The sequence below is a fragment of the Ichthyobacterium seriolicida genome, assembly GCF_002369955.1.
Taxonomy (GTDB): domain Bacteria; phylum Bacteroidota; class Bacteroidia; order Flavobacteriales; family Ichthyobacteriaceae; genus Ichthyobacterium; species Ichthyobacterium seriolicida.
On record NZ_AP014564.1, the window covers coordinates 265,670 to 286,245 of the forward strand.

At 31.5% G+C, this 20,576-nt stretch carries 14 protein-coding genes and 2 pseudogenes; 7 read left to right on the forward strand and 9 right to left on the reverse strand.

Annotated features, from left to right (window positions below; all coding sequences use genetic code 11):
• Nucleotides 1–7: 7 nt before the first annotated feature.
• Nucleotides 8–1,663: a S41 family peptidase gene (locus tag JBKA6_RS01035; protein ID WP_157776858.1), complete on the reverse strand. Its 1,656-nt coding sequence runs from the start codon at nucleotides 1,661–1,663 to the stop codon at nucleotides 8–10.
• Between the two features lie 487 nt (nucleotides 1,664–2,150).
• Nucleotides 2,151–4,799, reverse strand: coding sequence for a DUF5018 domain-containing protein (locus tag JBKA6_RS01040; RefSeq protein WP_096684945.1), 2,649 nt, complete (start codon nucleotides 4,797–4,799; stop codon nucleotides 2,151–2,153).
• Nucleotides 4,800–5,190: 391 nt separating this feature from the next.
• Here JBKA6_RS01040 and JBKA6_RS01045 point away from each other — a divergent pair, with 391 nt between their 5' ends.
• Nucleotides 5,191–8,493, forward strand: a complete 3,303-nt coding sequence (locus JBKA6_RS01045) for a tail fiber domain-containing protein (RefSeq protein WP_096684948.1) — start codon at nucleotides 5,191–5,193, stop codon at nucleotides 8,491–8,493.
• Between the two features lie 171 nt (nucleotides 8,494–8,664).
• On the opposite strand, the gene JBKA6_RS01050 is transcribed toward JBKA6_RS01045, so the two are convergent.
• Both JBKA6_RS01050 and JBKA6_RS07885 read right to left on the reverse strand, forming a co-directional pair.
• Nucleotides 8,665–9,612, reverse strand: a complete 948-nt coding sequence (locus JBKA6_RS01050; protein WP_096684951.1) for an IS1380 family transposase — start codon at nucleotides 9,610–9,612, stop codon at nucleotides 8,665–8,667.
• Nucleotides 9,543–9,965 carry a transposase gene (locus JBKA6_RS07885; protein ID WP_096684953.1) on the reverse strand — a complete coding sequence of 141 codons (423 nt, stop codon included), beginning with the start codon at nucleotides 9,963–9,965 and terminating at the stop codon, nucleotides 9,543–9,545. The genes JBKA6_RS01050 and JBKA6_RS07885 overlap by 70 nt, the downstream gene beginning before the upstream one ends.
• A gap of 129 nt (nucleotides 9,966–10,094) precedes the next feature.
• Between JBKA6_RS07885 and JBKA6_RS01060 the strand changes: the two genes are divergently transcribed.
• Entirely contained in the window at nucleotides 10,095–10,322 is a 228-nt protein-coding gene (locus JBKA6_RS01060) for a hypothetical protein (RefSeq protein ID WP_096684956.1), read from the forward strand.
• A gap of 353 nt (nucleotides 10,323–10,675) precedes the next feature.
• Here JBKA6_RS01060 and JBKA6_RS01065 read toward each other — a convergent pair whose 3' ends face one another.
• On the reverse strand, nucleotides 10,676–11,230 hold the full coding sequence (locus JBKA6_RS01065) for a ComF family protein (RefSeq protein ID WP_096684959.1): 555 nt from the start codon (nucleotides 11,228–11,230) through the stop codon (nucleotides 10,676–10,678).
• A gap of 227 nt (nucleotides 11,231–11,457) precedes the next feature.
• Nucleotides 11,458–12,384 (reverse strand): SPFH domain-containing protein, encoded by a 927-nt coding sequence (locus JBKA6_RS01070; protein WP_096684962.1) that lies wholly within the window; start codon nucleotides 12,382–12,384, stop codon nucleotides 11,458–11,460.
• 172 nt (nucleotides 12,385–12,556) lie between these two features.
• On the opposite strand from JBKA6_RS01070, the gene JBKA6_RS01075 reads away from it, so the two are divergent.
• From JBKA6_RS01075 to JBKA6_RS07750, 5 genes and pseudogenes are all read left to right on the forward strand, one after another.
• Nucleotides 12,557–13,063 (forward strand): hypothetical protein, encoded by a 507-nt coding sequence (locus tag JBKA6_RS01075; protein WP_096684965.1) that lies wholly within the window; start codon nucleotides 12,557–12,559, stop codon nucleotides 13,061–13,063.
• Nucleotides 13,064–13,089: 26 nt separating this feature from the next.
• Nucleotides 13,090–14,067, forward strand: coding sequence for a polyprenyl synthetase family protein (locus tag JBKA6_RS01080; RefSeq protein WP_096684967.1), 978 nt, complete (start codon nucleotides 13,090–13,092; stop codon nucleotides 14,065–14,067).
• Between the two features lie 6 nt (nucleotides 14,068–14,073).
• Nucleotides 14,074–15,210 carry a DNA polymerase III subunit gene (locus tag JBKA6_RS01085; protein WP_172843088.1) on the forward strand — a complete coding sequence of 379 codons (1,137 nt, stop codon included), beginning with the start codon at nucleotides 14,074–14,076 and terminating at the stop codon, nucleotides 15,208–15,210.
• Nucleotides 15,211–15,228: 18 nt separating this feature from the next.
• Nucleotides 15,229–15,957 carry an LPS export ABC transporter ATP-binding protein gene (gene lptB / locus JBKA6_RS01090; protein WP_096684973.1) on the forward strand — a complete coding sequence of 243 codons (729 nt, stop codon included), beginning with the start codon at nucleotides 15,229–15,231 and terminating at the stop codon, nucleotides 15,955–15,957.
• Nucleotides 15,958–16,206: 249 nt separating this feature from the next.
• Nucleotides 16,207–16,399: pseudogene (locus JBKA6_RS07750) on the forward strand (IS256 family transposase); the annotation flags it as partial.
• Between the two features lie 309 nt (nucleotides 16,400–16,708).
• Here the strand turns inward: JBKA6_RS07750 and JBKA6_RS01095 are convergent.
• The 3 genes and pseudogenes from JBKA6_RS01095 to JBKA6_RS01105 all read right to left on the reverse strand — a co-directional run bounded on the left by JBKA6_RS01095 (nucleotide 16,709) and on the right by JBKA6_RS01105 (nucleotide 20,504).
• A complete protein-coding gene (locus JBKA6_RS01095) occupies nucleotides 16,709–19,129 on the reverse strand; it encodes an outer membrane beta-barrel family protein (RefSeq protein WP_096684975.1) in 2,421 nt (806 codons plus the stop codon).
• A gap of 239 nt (nucleotides 19,130–19,368) precedes the next feature.
• A pseudogene (locus tag JBKA6_RS01100) lies at nucleotides 19,369–19,675 on the reverse strand (transposase); the annotation flags it as partial.
• A 97-nt stretch (nucleotides 19,676–19,772) separates the two neighbouring features.
• Nucleotides 19,773–20,504, reverse strand: coding sequence for a hypothetical protein (locus tag JBKA6_RS01105; protein ID WP_096684979.1), 732 nt, complete (start codon nucleotides 20,502–20,504; stop codon nucleotides 19,773–19,775).
• Nucleotides 20,505–20,576: the final 72 nt, after the last annotated feature.

A 20,576-nucleotide genomic window follows, 5' to 3' on the forward strand; every position in this document is an offset into this window, starting at 1 on the left:
ATATCTGTTAATTCATCTTATCTATTTCTTCAATGGCTCTTTGCAATGCTGGATCTCTATTGTTTAAAATATCATCTTCGGTAGGTATAACAAAAATATCTGGCCTAACGCCCTTGCCCTCTAATACATTGTTGTCTTTATCTTTGAAAGCCATTACTGGCATATAAAAATACAAGTATTCATTTCCCCCTATTAAACCTCCATTAAATAAATCTTTATCACTAGATAATCCAGCAAATGCTCCACCACTGTAATCTCCTATAACTTTAACTTTACCTTGAGTTTTTAACATAATTGTAAGCACTTCAGACATACTAGCTGATCTTTCATCCATTAATATAACTACTGGAATGGGAGATTTAAGTCCAAAAGGATGAGTACTTGTATATACTGGAACCCAAGGAATATAGTTAAATCTGCCATTGCCTTCTTTAGTCCTTTCATAACCGTAGAGATTTTTCTTTGTTATTAATCTATCAATAAGGTGCTTCCTATCTGAAGCATCACCTCCGAGATTATCCCTTAAGTCTATAATGATTTTTTTTATAGAGCCATTTCCCAACTTATTAAAAAATAACTCATAAAGATGACAATCCTTAACCTTGGATGAAATATTAGCATAATCATCCCTCATCTTATTTACTTTGTTTATCAATGGATCTAATATATCTGTAAATAAAGCCGAAGGCATCCTCTTACTATAGTATTCCATATACGTGACTACTTTGACAAGTATATCTTTGCTCAGTTGCTTGAATAAGGCTTCAAATAAAATCAAATCTCTTTCAACACTCAAACAGTCCATTATTTCTGTTTTAATAAATTTTTCTCTGTGATTTAGAATATTTTTATACTCATTAGATTCCCTTATCCTATCTATTCCATTACATATTAGATCATCTATGTCATGTAGCCCTATCTTAAAATTATCTGCTATAGATTCTGGGAGATTTACAAATCGATCGTCGTACGTTGAATATATTTTTTTTGGCCGAGGTATAATTGGAAAAGCTATGTCGGCAAATATTATTGCTTTTTCTGATAATTTAAACTCATTAAGTGCAAAATACAATGTGCTGTCTCTCATATTTTTCAACATGCCTAAAATGTATAAGTCAGTTATAGATTTATTGCTACCTGCAGATCCAAATTTAACCTTTCTCTTTACTGAAGTATTTTCTACGAATAGCTTAGATGCTTCATTTATAGCTTTCTCTTTATCTATGACGATATTCTTTCTAATTAAAAATTGACTAAATTTACCATCTACACCTATCCTAGCTTTAGTACGTGTGCTAAACTCTCTAGTTACAGTTATATTTGCATGAGGGAAAGGAAAAGTCACCCTGATGTAGAGGTGATTGTCTAACATTTTCGATAAAATATCAGAGAAATATTTGGATGCTAAATTCATCTCTCTTATAGCTAAATCCTTATCAGCAAATCTTTTGTTAAATGTTTTTAAATCTCTAAATCTATCTATATATCTCTTGTGAATATCATTCCAATTAATTTTTTCTTCATTGAAATAATTATAGTTTCTATCTATGGTAGTCCAAAATGAATTAAATAAATCTTCGTAACTACTGATAATGTGATTTTCAGTTAAAATCAATTCCTGTTGCTCCTTACGACAAGAAAATAACACTATTATAAAGAACAAAAATACTGGAATATAATTTTTAATTACTGAGAACATTAATCTCTTGCACTTTTTATTTAGAGATTTTAAAATAAAACACTAGTTATTCAAATTCTTTTATACACTTAATATGCGTTCAAAAAAAGTTTATTTTGAACGTTAAATGTGTAAACAAACAAATCGGAACAGCAATCACGAACCTTGTAGGTTAAGCAACAATGATTATTAGAAAGTTTCTTTATATAATCATAACTGTTGTTATGAAACCCCATACAACTAATCATATTTGATGAGGACACTTAAACCTTTTGAATCTTTTCGATACTTGGCATGATTTCTAGATTGATCCTAATCTGCTGTCAAAGCTACTAAATCTATGTGTTTTGAGTTAAAATAATTTTTAACGGAGATGGAGTAATATTCACTTAAAATAAGTTCTTCTAAAGTGAGTTAATTAAATTGTCTTGTTCCAATAAATTAATCTTCTTTGCCAGCCCCTATATAAAATTTAAGGTTTTAGTGATTTATTCACACTAACTGTATATGTTTTGGTAAAATTTGAATCATTAGAATGCATCACGGTATAAGTAGTTTCTGAACTAAAATCCTTTGATTCAGAATCTGTAGGAGAAACTGTCCCATTAGAAACAGTAATATCAGGCTTTAGTGATGTTAAAGTAACGGTATTATCAATTGTGACTGTTATAGTTCCAGCTGTCAAACTGTTATCAGTGACAATGCCTGTATATTCAGTTGTTCCACTAGGAAAACTAGCTGATCCATTAGCACTACTAGTAAACTTAAATTCTGTTATAGCTGGAGCTTTAAAAACTTTCACATTATATGTTTTTCTGCCTCCAGCAGGATCTACTGCGCTGTATTTCTTAGGAGAGCTGTCAGAACTAGAAAAGTCATTGCTAGAATTAGCGTTCTGAGTGCCAGTACTTTCTTTATATACTTCAATGCCAGAAGGTGTAGTCGCTGCAACCACTTCAGGAGTTAAATCACTAATCTCTGCATCATGAGGAACTTTAAGAATTATCTCTCCTGGTGTATCTCCAGAATTATGATTAATGACACCTATGATATCCTCCCCTCCAAGTTTTTTGCCAGAGTTAGTAGTAGCACTAAATTTAAACGTCTCTATTCGAGGTTCAGCATAGTTACTAACATTTACGGTATAATCAGTAGTGCTTTTTCCATCTTGAGCAGTAACTGTATAAGTTTTTTGACTACTAAAATCTTGCGCTGTATTAGCAGATCCTCCTCCTGTTTTAAGTGTAACTGTAGAGCCCTTATTCCCTAATACTTCAGGAGTTAAAGCATTGAGCTCTGCATTATGTGGGACCTTCACCGTTACTGTTTTAGTAGTGTGATTTATAACCCCTGATATATCTTTTACAATTTTACCAGTGCCACTATTATTTCCAGTTGTAGTTTTAAACCCAAAAGATTTTAATTTAGAATTAGAAGATTTTACAGTTATACTATATGCTCTGGTGCTACCGTTTTCAGCTGTTACAGTGTAAGTTTGAGCTGTACCATATGTAAACTCCATCCCTGTTCCAGAAGTAGGATCTACTGAAGCGCCTGCAGATAATGTTATTTCAGGTTTTAGGGTTACACTAGCGTCATCATCTCCATCTAATATTATATCTACTTTATAAGTATCACCAGTATTTGATATATCACCTTCTACCTCTGTCACTCCTGGAGCAAACCTCACCTTAGAATCACTACTATGATCTGACTGTTTAATTTTTAAAGAAGTAATCTCTACTCCTGTTTGTAATACAGGAATAGTTATATCGTAATTTTTAGTAGTTCCATCTTGTGCTGTTACCACATATCTCTTTGCTGTACCTCTAATGAAATCTTGTGGCGTTTCACTTTCTGGATTTACTATAGCATCATGACTTAGTGCTATAGTAGGTTTTAGACCATTTAAATTTGAAACCGTATATGGAAGATTAATATTTATATCTACATCACTATCTGGAGTAGAATTTATAGTTCCTGCTGAATAATCCTTACTATTAAGGCTCTTTTCTGTATTTTTAGCATGCTCAAATATAAAAGAAGTCATATTCTTGTCATTAGAAAGACTTTTAGAAACAGATACAGTATAATCTCTTGTTTGACCATCCTGAGCTGTTACAGTATAAACCTTAGAATTGCTATAATCATAAGCTGAAATAGCTGGACTTATGGTAGCTCTTTCATGCTTTGTTATGTTAGGAAGCAGTTCTGTTATAGTTGCTGTACTTGATGCTTTTACTGCTATAGTTCCTGTTCTGCCATCACTACTATCACTAATTATAACGTCACTAGCCCTAGTCCCAGTTGAAGACCTACTTAATTTTAATCCAGTATTATTGGCGTTATCTTTTGTAAATGCAAATTCAGAAATTTTATTATTAGAAGATAAAGACTGAATTACTGTAACCTTATATATTTTCTCTTGACCATCCCCAGAAGTCACTTTGTAATCTGTAGCAGAATTATTAGTAAAAGAAACAGCTACCTCATTGTCTGGGCTAACACTATTCCCTGATTTAACTATTGTAGGTTTTAGATCAGTTAAAGTTGCAGCATCAGAAACTTGCAAGATTATAGTTGGAGGAGTAGCATTTTCATCTATAAGTCCGATTCTATCTGAAAAAATCTTGCCCACATTCTTAGATTTTTCTAATACAAAACTTGTAATCGAACGGTCACTAAATAAGGATTTAGTTATATTAACTGCATAATCTTGAACGCTACCGTCTTGGGCTGTTACCTTAAATACTTTTGTATAAACTTCAGGATTAGAACCGCTTACTAGATCAAAAGTAACTTCTGATCCATTTTCTGGAGAAATACTAGCATTTTCTGAAACGACTACCTTGACTTTTAATCCTTCAAAAATTGCATCTGAGGGAACTTTTAACGATACTGTAAAATCACTATCTACAACGATACCAGGAATATCTGCTCTAAGATTTTTATCTTCATTATCAGAATTAATCAATTCGAATGATATAATCTTATTCTCTGAACTCAGATTTGAGTTAAGGTCGGGATCTACCTTTTTTTCCTTGAAACAAGAAGAAAAAAACACAGATAACAATACAAAAGAAAAAATACTCCTTATAAAAATGAAAGAAAATGTCTTCATAACTCTAATAATCGATAATTAATTACAATAAATGTCAATCGTTTGAACCACACAGTACCAAAACTATTAACCCTAAATTTCAGTCTAATTCTCCTGCCATTTGCAGGAAAAATGAATATCTCAGCTAAGATAATAGTAATTTTTTAATTTGAGTTTTGGCAAACAATCTAAATATGATTAGTAATTACTTAAAATGCTGAAAAATTAGGCTTTTAAACTAATGTTATTGTATCTGACATGTCTCATCAACTAGAGTATTCTAAAAAAAACTGTATATTTGTCGGGTTTTTACTTTTTACTATCTAGTAGTTTAATCGGCTTATTTCGTAGTCAAACATAACTCAAACAGAACTAGACAGCTTAGTTTTTTAATCCTAAACATCAACCTTATATGAAGAAAAATATTTTTTTTACGTCATTTTTTTTGTCACTATTAGCTAGTGTATCATTGCTTTCTCAAACCTTTCCTGATAGGTTAAGTTACCAGACCTTGATAAGAGATAATGAAGGAAATTTATTAAGGGAGGCCCCTGTAAATGTGCGTATATCCTTATTTGTTAATGATGTTTCAGGTAATGAGAAAGTCACATATAGCGAATCTCATAGAGTAAAAACTAATAAAGAAGGTGTGGCATCTTTAAAAATAGGAGAAGGGAATAAACTTTCCGAATATAAAGATATTAAATTGACAGATCTAGATTGGGAAGTCCCTCATAAGGTTAAGGTAGATTTAGATCTTAATAATAATGGACAATACGATGTGCACAAAAAAAGTGAGTTACTTAGTGTTCCTTATGCTATATATGCTTACACTGCTAGGGAAACCTCGGCCGAAAATAATTTAAATCCTAATAAAACAGAAATAGTCAATACGTTAGATTCGAGTTTTAGAGTAGAAGTATTAGACGACTTAACCTCTATTGATGCGAGTAAAGCATTATCAGCTAATAAAGGAAGAGAGTTAGCTGAAGGTTTGGAAAAGAGGATTAATGAAAACAAGATAGCGGATGATTTAATCACAGATGATGCTAAAAAGGTATTATCGGCAGCGCAAGGAAAAGCCCTTAAGGAAGAAATAGACAATAAGTTAGATTCCAGTTTTAAAGTAGAGGTATTAGATGAATTAACGTCTATTGATGAGAAAAAAGCATTATCAGCTAATAAGGGAAGAGAGTTAGCTGAAGGTTTGGAAAAGAGGATTCATGAGAACAAGATAGCGGATGATTTAATCACTGATGATGCTACAAAGGTATTATCGGCAGCGCAAGGGAAAGCCCTTAAAGAAGAAATAGACAATAAGTTAGATTCCAGTTTTAAAGTAGAGGTATTAGATGAATTAACGTCTATTGATAAGAAAAAAGCATTATCAGCTAATAAGGGAAGAGAGTTAGCTGAAGGTTTGGAAAAGAGGATTAATGAAAACAAAATAGCAGATAATTTAATCACTGATGATGCTAAAAAGGTATTATCGGCAGCGCAAGGAAAAGCCCTTAAAGAAGAAATAGACAATAAGTTAGATTCCAGTTTTAAAGTAGAGGTATTAGATGAATTAACGTCTATTGATAAGAAAAAAGCATTATCAGCTAATAAGGGAAGAGAGTTAGCTGAAGGTCTGGAAAAGAGGATTCATGAGAACAAAATAGCAGATGATTTAAGGACTGATAATCCTAATAAAGTATTGTCAGCTAAAATGGGTAAAAAGCTTGATGAAAAAATAAATAAGACTAATACTCTCATCAAGGTAGAGGATAAAAAAAACAATCTCATAACTAAATGGTCAGGAAAGGGCAGTAATGGAACTAGCGCAGGCACTGGTAAAGAAAATATTTTATTAGGTATAAGCTCTGGTAATGCCATAACCACTGGCGCTCAGAATACGGCTTTTGGCTTTGAAAGTTTTAGAGATAATACTAAAGGTTCTAGAAACACCTCTATTGGCGCATATTCTCTGGCTTATAACACTACAGGTGAAAGGAATACTTCAATTGGATACGCTTCTTTATACAAATTAGTAGATGGAACAAAAAATGTAGGAATAGGCTCACATCCTCTATATAGTATAACTACAGGGAATAAAAATATAGCTATAGGATCATTTACTTTACATAAAATAACTACAGGAAGTGAAAATACAGCTATAGGAGCAAATGCTTTATATAATGTGACTACAGGGAGTAAAAATATAGCTATGGGAAGTGATGCTGGTTATTATATTGCTAACGGATCAACAGCTCTCAAGAAATCAAATAATTCTATTTTCATAGGAGATAACGTTAAAGCGAAAGCAAATAACAGCCTTAATGAGATAGTTATAGGTAATGGCGCTACAGGAAAAGGAAACAATACGGTAGTCATAGGTAAGGAAGGTAGTATTACATCTACTCATTTAGGAGGCATATTGCACAGTGCAGGTTTTAACAAAAGAAGTAAAATGATGATAGGGTTTACTTATAATATAGGTGATGTAGTTCTTTACGATGGGGTTTTTTATAAGAGAACTAGATCTGCTATCACTATCACTAGCACCACCCCTACCCCACCTTCTGATCCTAATTGGGAAGATATTGGTTTTGATACCCTGCGAAAAGTAGGGAATAATAATCTAATAACTAAATGGTCAGGAAAGGGCAGTAATGGAACTAGTGGAGGTACTGTTAGTGCTAGTCTCTATAGTGGTATAGAAAACAGTTTTTTAGGTATAAACTCTGGTGATGCCATAACCACTGGCTATCGGAATACGGCTTTTGGCTTTAAAAGTTTGGAAAATAATACTATAGGTAATGATAATACTTCTATTGGCGCATATTCTCTCGCTAATAACACTGCAGGTTCTATGAATACTTCTATTGGAAAATCTTCTTTACGCAATTTAGTACGTGGAATAAAAAATATAGGAATAGGTGTACATCCTTTACATGATATGACTACAGGGGATTATAATATAGCTATAGGGCTAGGGACTTTACATACTGTGATTACAGGTAGTCGTAATATAGGTATAGGATTTGAGGCTGGTATTATTAGCAAAGGGCCAAGACTCCAGACATCAAATAATTCTATTTTCATAGGAAACTATGCTAGAGCGAAAGCAGATAACAGCTTTAATGAGATAGTTATAGGTAATGACGTTATAGGACATGGGGATAATACTATAACCATTGGCAATACTAATAATGACGGTATTTTCTTACTAGGAACTGTTTATGCAAATGGCGTAAAACTCACTTCTGATAAACGTATCAAGAGCATAATAGGCATTTCAGATAAAGAATCAGATCTTAAAAAACTTTTAGATATAGAAATCACGGATTACACTATGAGAGATACTAATAAAATGGGTAATCAGCATTTTAAAAAAGTAATAGCTCAGCAGATAGAAGGTATAGTTCCAAATATTGTAGGAAAGAACAGTGGTGTAATTCCTAGCGTCTATGAATCATCGAGTTCGGTAGAAACTATTAATAACATGACATTAATTACTACAAAGAAATCTCACGGTTTTTCTAAGGGAGACATGGTAAAATTAGTTTTAGATGATAACAAAGAGAGTTTAGTTAAAGTAAAAGAGATAAAAAACGATAATACTTTTGTGGTAGATTTAGGAAGTGATTCATCTTTAAATAAAGTATTTGTATACGGTAAGCAAGTAGATGATTTAACCCGCATTATTCATAGTCATACTAAAATAGATTAGACGTGATATTTTTTCCTTAACTTTTTTACTAATCGAAGAGAACTCATCTTCTTTGTCGTTTTTTTGCACCTTTTTTTAGGATGACAATGCTCTTTTTTAGTGTTTTTACATGGTTTTTTAACGACAAGGCGTAACTATCCCAAGGTTGTTCATTTCACAAATAAACAACCGTTACTGGGTAATAATTTCCCGAAATAAACCCTTGTAAACAAAAGATTTAGATAGCTGATAATAGATTCGCCTTTTGGTAATTTTAATCGTTGCTCCTACCTTGAGAAGATAGGTTCTAATCGAACTGATTAACCATTTTTTTGCTACTTCAAATCTTGTTTTCTTTATCTTCTGTTTCAGTAATAAAAACATTTCATAGGCAAGACTACTCATCATAAGTCGAAAAAAATTAGCAAGAAAACTATGATTTGACAAACGATCAGAAAAACACATATTTTTAACTTCTTTTATTCTATTTTCACTTGAATCACCTCTTTTCACATAAAAGTCAAAGTAAATTTCTCTAGCATCCTTTTGGGGAAGATTACTAGAAAAATGCCTTATGTTCATCCCTAATCCTGTACTCTCAACTTTAGAATAGCACTGTTGAGGCTTGTGCCAACTCTTGGCTTTGTACGTAAAACTCATAAAATGTTGGTGCTTCTCTCCCTGATCTAAATACATTTTTTTTACAGCATTTTTTGACCAAGATACCTTTCTTTTTAAAACTTCATTGCTCGCTATGCCTGTCACATATAGTAAATCAAAATCATCTACTAATTGGTAAAAAGGAGCGCAACTAAAGCCGCTATCACTTCTAATAATTATTTCCATCTCTGGGTGACTCTCACGTATTTTGATAATTATTCGCTTTAAAATACTCACATACCATTTATTAGAATGACTATTTCCTGGGCGGAGTACAGGAAGGATAATCTGTCCTGTTTTTCCATCATGAAAAAATAGTTCATTGTACATGAATTGACTATAATAACCGTTAAACATTGACAATTGTTGACTGCCATGAGTTGGATCATCAGTTGAATCTACGTCAATAACTATTCTCTTACGATCAGATAAACTTGAAACATATTTGTATAACCACGCATCACAAAACTTAAAAAACAGGCTTGTTTGTCAAAGCTATTCTCAAATCTTGATATAGTAGGTTGAGAAGCCAAATCACCTTGAAGAACATCTTTGAATAAAGGATCGTTATGTAAATGATTAACATCATTGGCGTCTTCATAGCCTAACATGATCATATAAACCCTTTGTTTTAACTGTTGCTTTCTGGTATAAGTAATAAATCTAGAGTCTCGAGTATCAGGCAAAAGTTTACTGTAATAATGAATCAATCTATGATCTCTTTCTAGTTTTTCAAGCATGATTAAAGATCCATCAGAGCTAATTTCTGATGATGAAAAAGTTAACTCAACAGAAGTTTTCCCTCTATAAAATAATGTGTTTTTATTCCTCATTTTTGGGCTATATTAAAGTATGTTTCTTTGGACTTTAATGCCTTAAAATTAACACTTTATGCGCAATATTTAAAGGGTAACTATGAATAATCTGGGTTAAGATCAGTAGACTATGATGGGCTCACTACATTGAATATCTCAGCCACACAAGCTATTTACGATAGTGTGGTAGAATTAAAAAAACACAATGATGCTCTAATAGACGAAAATATTATTCTTAAGGAAAAGCTTTCTGCTAATGAAGAAAAGTTAGATGTCCTAATTGAGATGTTAAGTAAATCAAATATTCTAACCAAAGGCGATAAGAAGATTTTGGCAAAACAACAAAAACTTAGAAAATCCAACAGAGCTTTTTAAGCTCTTATTAAATTAGTTTATTATTAAAGTCAACTAGGTTTATTTTGTGGCTGCATTTTAGAAGCTCCCATAAAACGTATTCTCTGTGTTTTGGCAACCATTATATTAAGAGTTTTTTAAAGTTCAAGATAACTCTTGAGGGGATTTTTTTGATTCATTTAAGGAAATAAGACACTATCGCTTAGAGTGTGTAAATGAAGCCGTCTCATTAATTAAACGAGGCGGTTTTTTAATTCTTGGTATTTAGTCACTACATTTTAGTTTCCTTTTAAAGACACCATCCCTTAAAGTGTGTAAATAAAAAATGACATATTTTAAAACCTTACACGTTTTTCAGGATAGTGTTTAGAAACTTAACTTGCAAATGCAATTGTGAGTACACTTATTTTTACCTCCTTAACGTCACTTTTAATGGCTTTTATACAAGCCTCTATTGTGGCTCCTGTAGTTATCACGTCGTCTACTATCAATATGTGTTTATTTTCTACTTCCTGTGGTTTTGATAAATAAAACACATTCTTTACACCTTCCCAACGATCGAAACGACTTTTTTCTGTCTGAGTATCTTTTTGATATTTCATCACTAGATTGTAAAGAGACAAGTCGATTTTTAAATTTTCTGATATGGCCTTAGCAAAGAGGTGAATTTGATTATACCCTCTTTTTCTCTGCTTCTTTTTATGTAGAGGAACGGGTATAACTATGTCACATTCATCGAAAAAATCTGTTTTGCCTAGCTCTCTATATGCCCAATTACCTAGGATATAAGCGATTTCAGGGTGATTTTTATATTTTAATTGATGAAGTAAGTTTTGCACTAAGCCCTTTTTCTTAAATAACAGAAAAGAAGTAGCTCTTTCTATTTTAACTCTGCCGTAGAAAATAGATTCAACGAGATTATATTTCATAAGGTGAAAGTTAGTTTGAGGAATATCATTCCTACAAAACACACAAATAACGCTCTCATTATCAGTTAATAATCTTTCACAACACAAACAAACGGAAGGATAAAATAAATAGAATAAATCCTTTAATACAGCTAACACAAAAAAACACAATTCAGATTTGAACCGACAAGTTAAAAATTAACTATAATAAATTTACAAGAAATAACTAAGGCTTAAAAAGAACAATGTTATTCTTTTTCTATTTCATTTCTGTTTTTTTTCATCGCTTCACCAATCTGATTGCTAGCGGTAAAACTAGCGACCATATCATTTAGCATATTACTTCCTGCTTGTGGAGAATTAGGCAATAGTATTAAATTGCTGTTGGTATCATGGCCTATAGACTGTAATGTATCATAGTGTTGTGTCACCACAATAAGCGCAGAAGCCTCTTGAGAGTTAATGCCAACCCTATTCAATACCTCAACAGACTCTTCTAGACCTCTAGCTATTTCACGACGTTGATCTGCAATACCCTTGCCTTGTAAACGCTTGCTCTCGGCTTCAGCTTTTGCCTTTTCTACTATTAAAATACGCTGCGCATCTCCTTCGTATTGAGCTGCAGTCTTTTCTCTATCAGCAGCATTAATCCTATTCATCGCTGCTTTTACTTGCGCATCTGGATCTATATCCGTTACTAGAGTTTTAATTATATCATAACCGTATTCCATCATAGAATCATTCAATTCAGACTTTACAGCGATAGCAATATTATCTTTACGTAAGAATACATCGTCTAGAATCATTTTTGGAACCTCGGCACGCACCACATCAAAAACATAAGAAGTAATCTGATCTTGTGGATAATCCAGTTTATAAAAAGCATCTTCGACCTTGTCTTTAATTACTTTGTACTGCACAGATACTTTTATGCTAATAAACACATCGTCTTTTGTTTTAGTCTCTACTACGACATCCAATTGTTGAATCTTTAAACTCACCCTCCCTACAATTTGATCTATTAAAGGTATTCTCATACGTAATCCAGATTGATATACATTGTTAAAACGTCCAAAACGTTCTATGACGACAGCAGTCTGCTGTTTAACTATGAAAAATATTAAGGATAAAATAGCAATTACGAAAACACATGTTGAGATGGCATAATACAGCATAGTTAGTTTTATTTGATTGTTAATGTTATTTAAATGTTGTTATCTCTAATCTATTTTAGAGAACGGTCAAGTTAGAAAAATATTTTAAACATAAAATAAATACATAGCTCAAGGCACAAAACTCTGTATTTAAAAAATAGTACTTTTGGCATAAAAAACAAGTGATAATAGTATGAAGTATAGGCTACTAAAAACATTACTATCACTATTGATATTAGGATTTTATAATTGTGTGAAATCTTATCCTGATGAACCTGAAATATCTTTTTTGTCTGGAGAGGTTATAAAAGGTCAAAAAGATGCACTTGGCAATGATATATACATATACAGAGTGAATATAGAATTTGTAGATGGAGATGGAGGGTTTGAAAAAAATGATAATAAACCTCCCTTTGACAAGTCTAGTGTGTATTATCACAATTTACTTATAGATTATTTTATTAAAAAAGACGGAAAATTTCAAGAGGAAAAGGGTGATAAAAAAAAGAGATTTTACGCTCGTATTCACCACGTAAAAGGCAAACATAACACACAAATAGGGACTGTAATACACGATATAGTTATACCTGTTACAGATTTTCCTCTACCAGCGCAAATAAAGTTTAGAATTCAGCTTCTAGATAAGAACCACAACAGAAGTAATATAGTTGAAAGTCCTATCATCTCTATAGGGCAATAATCTTCCAAAAGACAAAATGACTTTATATGCCTTATAACTCAAAGAAAATATCTATTCCTATAAGAGAGGAAATGAGAGTTTTTGAAAAAAAATTCAGAGAGGTTATGAGCAGTAAAGTTCCTCTATTGGATAAAATCATGCACTTTATAATTAGACGAAAGGGTAAACAGATGCGCCCCATGTTGGTTTTCCTTTCGGCAAAGATGTTTGGAGAGATAAACGAAAAAACCTATAGAGCTGCTTGCTTGGTAGAGATTTTACACACAGCCACTTTGATACACGATGACGTAATAGACAACAGTAATATGCGGCGAGGTTGTTTTTCTATAAATTCCCTGTGGAAGAATAAGATAGCAATATTAGTGGGCGATTATTTATTGTCCAAAGGATTAGTCACAGCTATAGATTTCAAAGATTATGAAATTTTAGGTTTTATATCTAAAGCAGTGAAAGATATGAGCGAAGGAGAACTCCTTCAAATGGATAAATCCAAGAGATTCGACACTTCTGAAGGTACTTATTACGATGTTATCAAACAAAAAACAGCTTCACTTATAAGTGCCTGTTGTGCCATGGGAGCCAGTTCGGCAAGGTGTAATGAAACAGACTTGGAAAAGATAAAACTATTTGGAGAATACGTAGGGATAGCTTTTCAAATGAAAGACGATCTTTTCGATTATAAAAAAACTGGCATTACAGGGAAACCTATAGGAATAGATATCAAAGAACAGAAGATGACCCTACCTCTTATTTACACTCTAAATAACTGCGAAAAGGATAAGAGAAAATGGCTGAGCGATATTATCAAAAAGCACAATAAAGATAAAAATAAAGTCAACCAAGCCATAGAATTTATAAAGGGAAATGGAGGTGTGGAATACACAATTTCCAAAATGGAAGAATACAGAGATAAATCTTTGAAAATATTAAATCAGTTTGATAAAAATGATTCTAGAGATTCTTTAGAACTAATGGTAAATTACGTCATAGAGAGAAGCCATTGATAAATGATGAATACAGCTTTTTCAAATATTGTAGGTCAAAAAGAGATAATCGAGTCTCTACAAAAAACTATAGATAATAATAGGATTAGTCATTCTCAATTATTTATAGGTAAACAAGGGGTTGGAACCCTCCCAATGGCCGTAGCCTATGCTAACGCGGTCTTGCTTTCTAGGTATACACAAGAGGATAAAATAAAATCTTGTAAAGAGAGACTAAATAAGTTGACACATCCTGATTTACACTTTGTGTTCCCCACAGCAAAAACTACCAAAATTAAAAATCCTATCAGCGATTTGTTTTTGGAAGATTGGAGAATATTTCTAAGAAAGAATACGTATGGGAGTTTATTAGATTGGTATGAGCACATATGTATAGAAAACGTGCAAGGACAGATAAATGTAGATGATGTAAAGAGATTAATAGATATATCTAGTTTAAAATCTTTCGAGGGAGGTTATAAAGTTATCATAGTGTGGATGGCTGAAAAAATAAATTTAGTAGCGTCGAATAAATTGCTGAAAATAATAGAGGAGCCGACTCCAAAGACACTTTTCATATTTGTAACAGAAAATGAAAATAATATCATCCCCACTTTGCGTTCTAGGTTGCAAAGCGTTTATTTTAAACCTATACCACAGCAACTCATATCTAAGAAATTATCAGATGAATACAATTTAGATCTAAATAGCTCCACACATATTGCCCATCAATCCGAGGGCAATTGGAATAAAGCTATGAAACTATTAGATGTAAATGCCATTAATGGAGAATTTGAAGATTTATTTATCACTATGGTTCGATCAGCTATCAAAACTGATATTTACGCTTTGATAACTTTAACCAACAAAATTTGTGATTACAACCGAGAAGTCATCAAGAGTTTTTTATCGTTTTGCATAGAGGTATTCAGACAAGCTATGTTAAATAACTACAATGTCAAAGATTTTGTGCTGATTAGACTAGAGAGAAAAAGTTTTAATTTTAGCAACTTTTGCAAGTTTATAACTTCTGATAATATAGAAGACTTTTTAAAATATTTCAGTGAAAGTATATATCATATAGAGAGAAATGCTAACCCTAAGATTGTTTTTTTAGACACGGCTATAAGAGTAACACGTCTGTTACATAAGGGGAATAAGTAATTTTTAAACTAGAGAAATATGATTTTAAGAGCCAACGATATAATAAAGTTTTATGGAGATAAACAAGTAGTCAGAGGGGTTTCTATAGAGGTACGACAAGGTGAAATAGTGGGATTATTAGGGCCTAATGGAGCGGGCAAGACTACATCTTTTTATATAATAGTAGGCTTTGTAAAACCCAATAAAGGTTCTGTATATCTAGATGATGAAGATATATCTAAATATCCCATGTACAAAAGGGCAAAAAGAGGTATAGGCTATCTACCACAAGAGGCTTCTGTATTTAGAAAACTAAGTGTAGAAGACAATATTTTATCTGTACTGCAAATGACTAAGCTCTCCAAAAAAGAACAATTGAAAAAAGTAGATGAACTCTTAGAGGAGTTTAATTTATCTCATATAAGAAAGAGCAATGGAGATCTCCTATCTGGAGGAGAGAGAAGGAGAACTGAGATAGCTCGTTGTCTAGCTGTGGATCCCAAATTTATTCTTTTAGATGAACCTTTTGCGGGCGTAGATCCCATAGCTGTAGAAGACATTCAAAATATTATATCCACTCTTAAGAAAAAAAACATAGGGATACTCATAACAGACCACAATGTACAAGAGACTCTAGCCATAACTGACAGAACCTATCTCTTATTTGATGGAAGTATCCTAAAATACGGAACTGCAAAAGAGTTGGCTGAAGACGAGATGGTTAGAAAAGTCTATTTGGGAAGTAAATTTACTCTGAGAGATACTTAATTATTTAGCCTGATTTTGATTTAATTAACTTTGAGATAAGTTAACCCTTTTTCAACACTATCCCACAAAGTGTGTAAAGTTATATTTTAGATTTTCAATCCTAGATGTATTATTTAAAATACTTTATACATGAAAAAAGAATCATTATTAAGGGGTGTATTTCTAAAAACAATTCAAAACAGAAGAGGATCTGATTTCGTTTCTAAAAGATATTTATAACGTGGTATTGAGAAGATTTTATAAGGAGAAATTGAAAATCTTAATGGAGAAATCAGGAAGTATACCAAAAATAAATTATCCTTCCCAACGGATGAATATATTATAAACTCTACTTTTTTTAGTTCTTAGGGAGGTTACAAAAAAATAGTCTATACCTATACAGAATTCAGGAATAATCCTGAATCAATTTTTAACTATTTTTAACAAAAGAGTTCGATTATGAATAAAAACGAAAAAATATGTCATTTTTTATTTACACACTTTAAACCTGAGTTCGATTAATAAAAAAGCTTGAACCTTTTGAATTTATTGAAGATTAAGAGATTACTGGTATAGTTGTTGGAGTCTTTTTGTATGCTTATGAGGCGATTTAGTGGAAACTTGACACTTTTTGTACAAAAACATAAAATTTATCACAAATCTTAGTCTCTTCAATCCAAGGTTTTTTTTAAGCATTTTTATTAGGCAAATTATTAATCGAACTCAGGTTTATAGCAATATTTTAACTCAAGCATCATTAATTTTAAAGTTCTTACATAGAAATTCTCTTTTGTTCTTCTGTATTTTTACTTCTAGCTCTGCTAGAAGTAAAAATATCTCCAAACCTATAGCTTACACCTACCATTATAAACTGGTTGTCTCTATATATCTCATAAGAAGACTCTATACCATCATAAATAGAAACAGAGTTAATTATAGAAGAATTAAATATATCATTTGCATTTAAGCTAAGAGTTAGATTATTATCTAATAATAACCATCTTAGGGATAGGTTTAAACTATTATAGGAGTCAATATTTTTTAATTCATAAATACCAGCTGGCACATATACAAAGTTCAGATTGGCTGATAAAGTCCTATCAGAGGTCAGAATAAAATTGTTAGATAATTTAAAATAACTATTCAACCCATTTAGGTTTTTTGGGAGTAATTCAACTTTAGAATCGGTATATTGATAATATACATTAGCAGTAGCATTTAAATTCCACCACCCTGTAAGATTGTAAATAAGAGTCTGATTGATGCCAAAATTTTTTTTCTTATAAAAATTTAAATGTATGTTCTCTATTTTATTGGTAGAGTTATCGGTTTTACCGATTTGTCCAAAGCCATCATCAGTATAAGAGTAGGATAAAGTAGTGATGCTTATTCCTTTATAAGTATATTCCAGTTCAACATTATCGGTAAAAGAAGGTCGTAAATATTGATTACCTCTAACATATACATTTTTAGTTGTTTCCCAAATAAAAGGGTTTAAATGCCAATAAGCAGGTCTTTCTATTCTTTTGCCATAATTTATGCTAAAGGTATGGTTGTTATGTAGATTATAGGACAAGTATACGGTAGGAAATAGTTTTGAATAATTAGTTTTATGAGTTTTATCAAGGGTTTTTGAATAGCCTTTAGTTTGAGTGAATTCATATCGCATCCCTAATTTAACTTGAAATTCTTCTGAAATGTTCTTTTGTGCGCTAAAATATATCGCTTGATTGTTCTCTTTATAATTAAACTCATTACTATTGGCATTTAATTTTTTTTCTCCATTTATAATATCATAATATTCATTTGGACTATTAGTCTCGGTAAAAACAACTCTCCCTCCATAATTGTAATTAGCAAATTCTGTAGGATGCTCCATATCTAGATTCACAGAATAATTATCTACATCTTGAGCCCCATAATTTTTGTCTTTATCGTGTTTATTGAGCACCTTCTTTTTAGATTCCTTACTTGGAATAAACCTTTTAATACCTAAATTCCGTTCTAGTTTAAGATTGTAATCCAACAAATCAAAATCTAAAGACAATTTTCTACCTATAGTGTCTATATCATATATAATATGATAGTTTAAGGTATTTTGTCCAATTTTCAGATCACTCTTGGCTATTGTCTCGTGATCAATTGGAGAAGGGGTATTATAGCCTGCGGTGGAATTATTATTTTCATCTATAAATAATTTTGCGAAAAAAAAATTATAATTAAAACCAGTTGATAATTTATCATTTATCTTATACTCCAAGCCTAATCTAGGATAAATAAAATTCATAGTTCTCTCTCTTTTATTCTTCGTTTTCCATATTGATTCAGTATAATTAATTTGAGAGTTCTCTCCGCGTACAACTACGTCATAAGAATAACCTATACTGCTAGTTATCTCTAAATCTCCTTTTTTGAAATTAAAACTAGCTCCTCCTCTCCCAGAGGGAGATATTCTCTGTAAATAGGATCCATTTAGTGAAGCATTCCATTGATCTATTATAGATTTTTTAGTGACTATATTTATCAGCCCGCTATTTCCTTCTGCACTGTATTTAGCAGGAGGATTTGGTATAACTTCTATTTTCTTCAAGTCTTCTGAATTAAGTGTCATTAGATAGTTAGACAGCTCTTCTCCAGAGAATTGGACTATTCTGCCATTAATCATAACTGACATGCCTTCTTTTCCTATCATAGATATTTTATCGTTTTCTACTTTTAGTCTAGGAGTTATTTTCAGTACTTCTAAGGCATTTCTTCCAGTTGCTGCCACTGAGTTGTCTACATTTAATATTAGTCTATCTGGTTTTTTCTCTATTACAGGGTTTTTGGCTTCTAGAACGATTTCTTTAAGAGACACATCTGGATTTACATATATAGTTTTTAGGTCTAAATCTCTCTCAACTGAAATAATTTGATTGTGAATATTCTCAGAAAAATACCTTATAATCAGTTCATATTCTCCCTTATTTATATCATCTATGATGAAATATCCTTTCTTGTCTGTAAGTTTAGATTTTATTGCTACAGAGTCTAAAGTCTGGAGTATTACCTCTGTATATTCCAAAGGTAATTTATCATTATCTTGAATTATTCCGTTTATCTTATACTGAGAATAACTAGTAATAGTAATCATCGACACTAATAGCGATAGAAATATTTTTTTAATAGTTGAAAGAGATGTATTATCACTCATACTTAATTTGTTTTTTTAATAGTTTTTAAAAAGTGGGGAAGACCTATGCCTTAAATAAACTCGAGCAAATTATAAACTTATCCTAATCTTCAAAGATTTTTTTTGAAAAAATATTAGAATTTAAAAATCAAACACAAAGGAGCTTTTTATTTTTTGGATGACAAATAATAGTTTTTTTATCTAAACCTAGATTTGATTAATATTCATTTGAAAATAAATAACTCTTAACCTGAGTTCGATTAATAAAACGAATTAAGACGAGCATTACCGACGATTGGGTATTTGACAGAGGTCTTTTTAGGCGAAAAGCTGTAAGCGATAAGTCCAGAAATAATATTGGTTAAGAAAATTAGCAAAACTTCTATGTATAGAATGTTCTATTTGACAAATATTTTTAAGCTGATCATTGATGGTTTCTATGATTGATCTCTTTCTGAGTAATAGTTTATCAATCATTGGCATGAGGGCATTTTTCATGTTATTTTTAACTGAGGTAATCAATTCTACGCCTTTTTCAAATAGATTTTTTCTTAAATCTTTGCTTATATCCTTTTACTCTAATTCCATTGTTTTTATTTAATTACCCTAAGTGATTATTAATCGAACTCAGGTTTTAAGCGATAGTGTCAAAAAAATATCATTTTCACTTAGAAAATAAAAAAGATATAAAGCCATTTTGATATTCTAAAGCGTTGTCATCTCTGTTAAAACTAGATTTTTTAGCATAAGACAGGGCTGTATCTATTAGGCATTTATCTAGAGTGGTACTCTTTTTTTTATTAAAACTCACTTCGATTACCTCTCCCAATCTATCGACTTTTATATCTATGACTACGAACCCTTGTTCTATGCACTTGTATATTGGATTGAGTATTTTTTTCTGATATCTGTCTTTTAAGCTAAAATTTATAGTGCTCTCTCCCGTGTAATATTGATTTAAATCTTCTGTAGTATCCAAGTCTTGTGTTAGATGTTCATCATTTACTTCCGTGTGTTCTATATCTCTTTGAATTATTTCATCGTCGAATAAATCTTTATCTCTGTCTTTTATATCGTTCATTCTCTCAATGGTTTTCAATGAGTTTCTAAATTTTTCTACGGAAAAATCATCTATATCTAAACTAGATGGTCTGTCTGAGTTAGATTCAGATTCAATGCTACTCATATTGTTTAGTTCACTTTTGTCCGTTTTACTGTCATCTTGTTTTTCTTGGCTATTTAGTGTATTTTCATCTTTGAACTCTACTGTTAAAAAAGATAATAATTCTTTTCTTTCAGAAGTTATAGAGCATAAACCTAAAAACACTAACAATATAATATGAAATCCGACTGTTGAGGCTATAGAAATAAAACGTCTATTTAAAAAATATTTCACGATTAACTTTATTGGTAGTACTGTCTTATTTTAAAGTGATATTTCACATAAGGAACTAACACTCTAACTTTT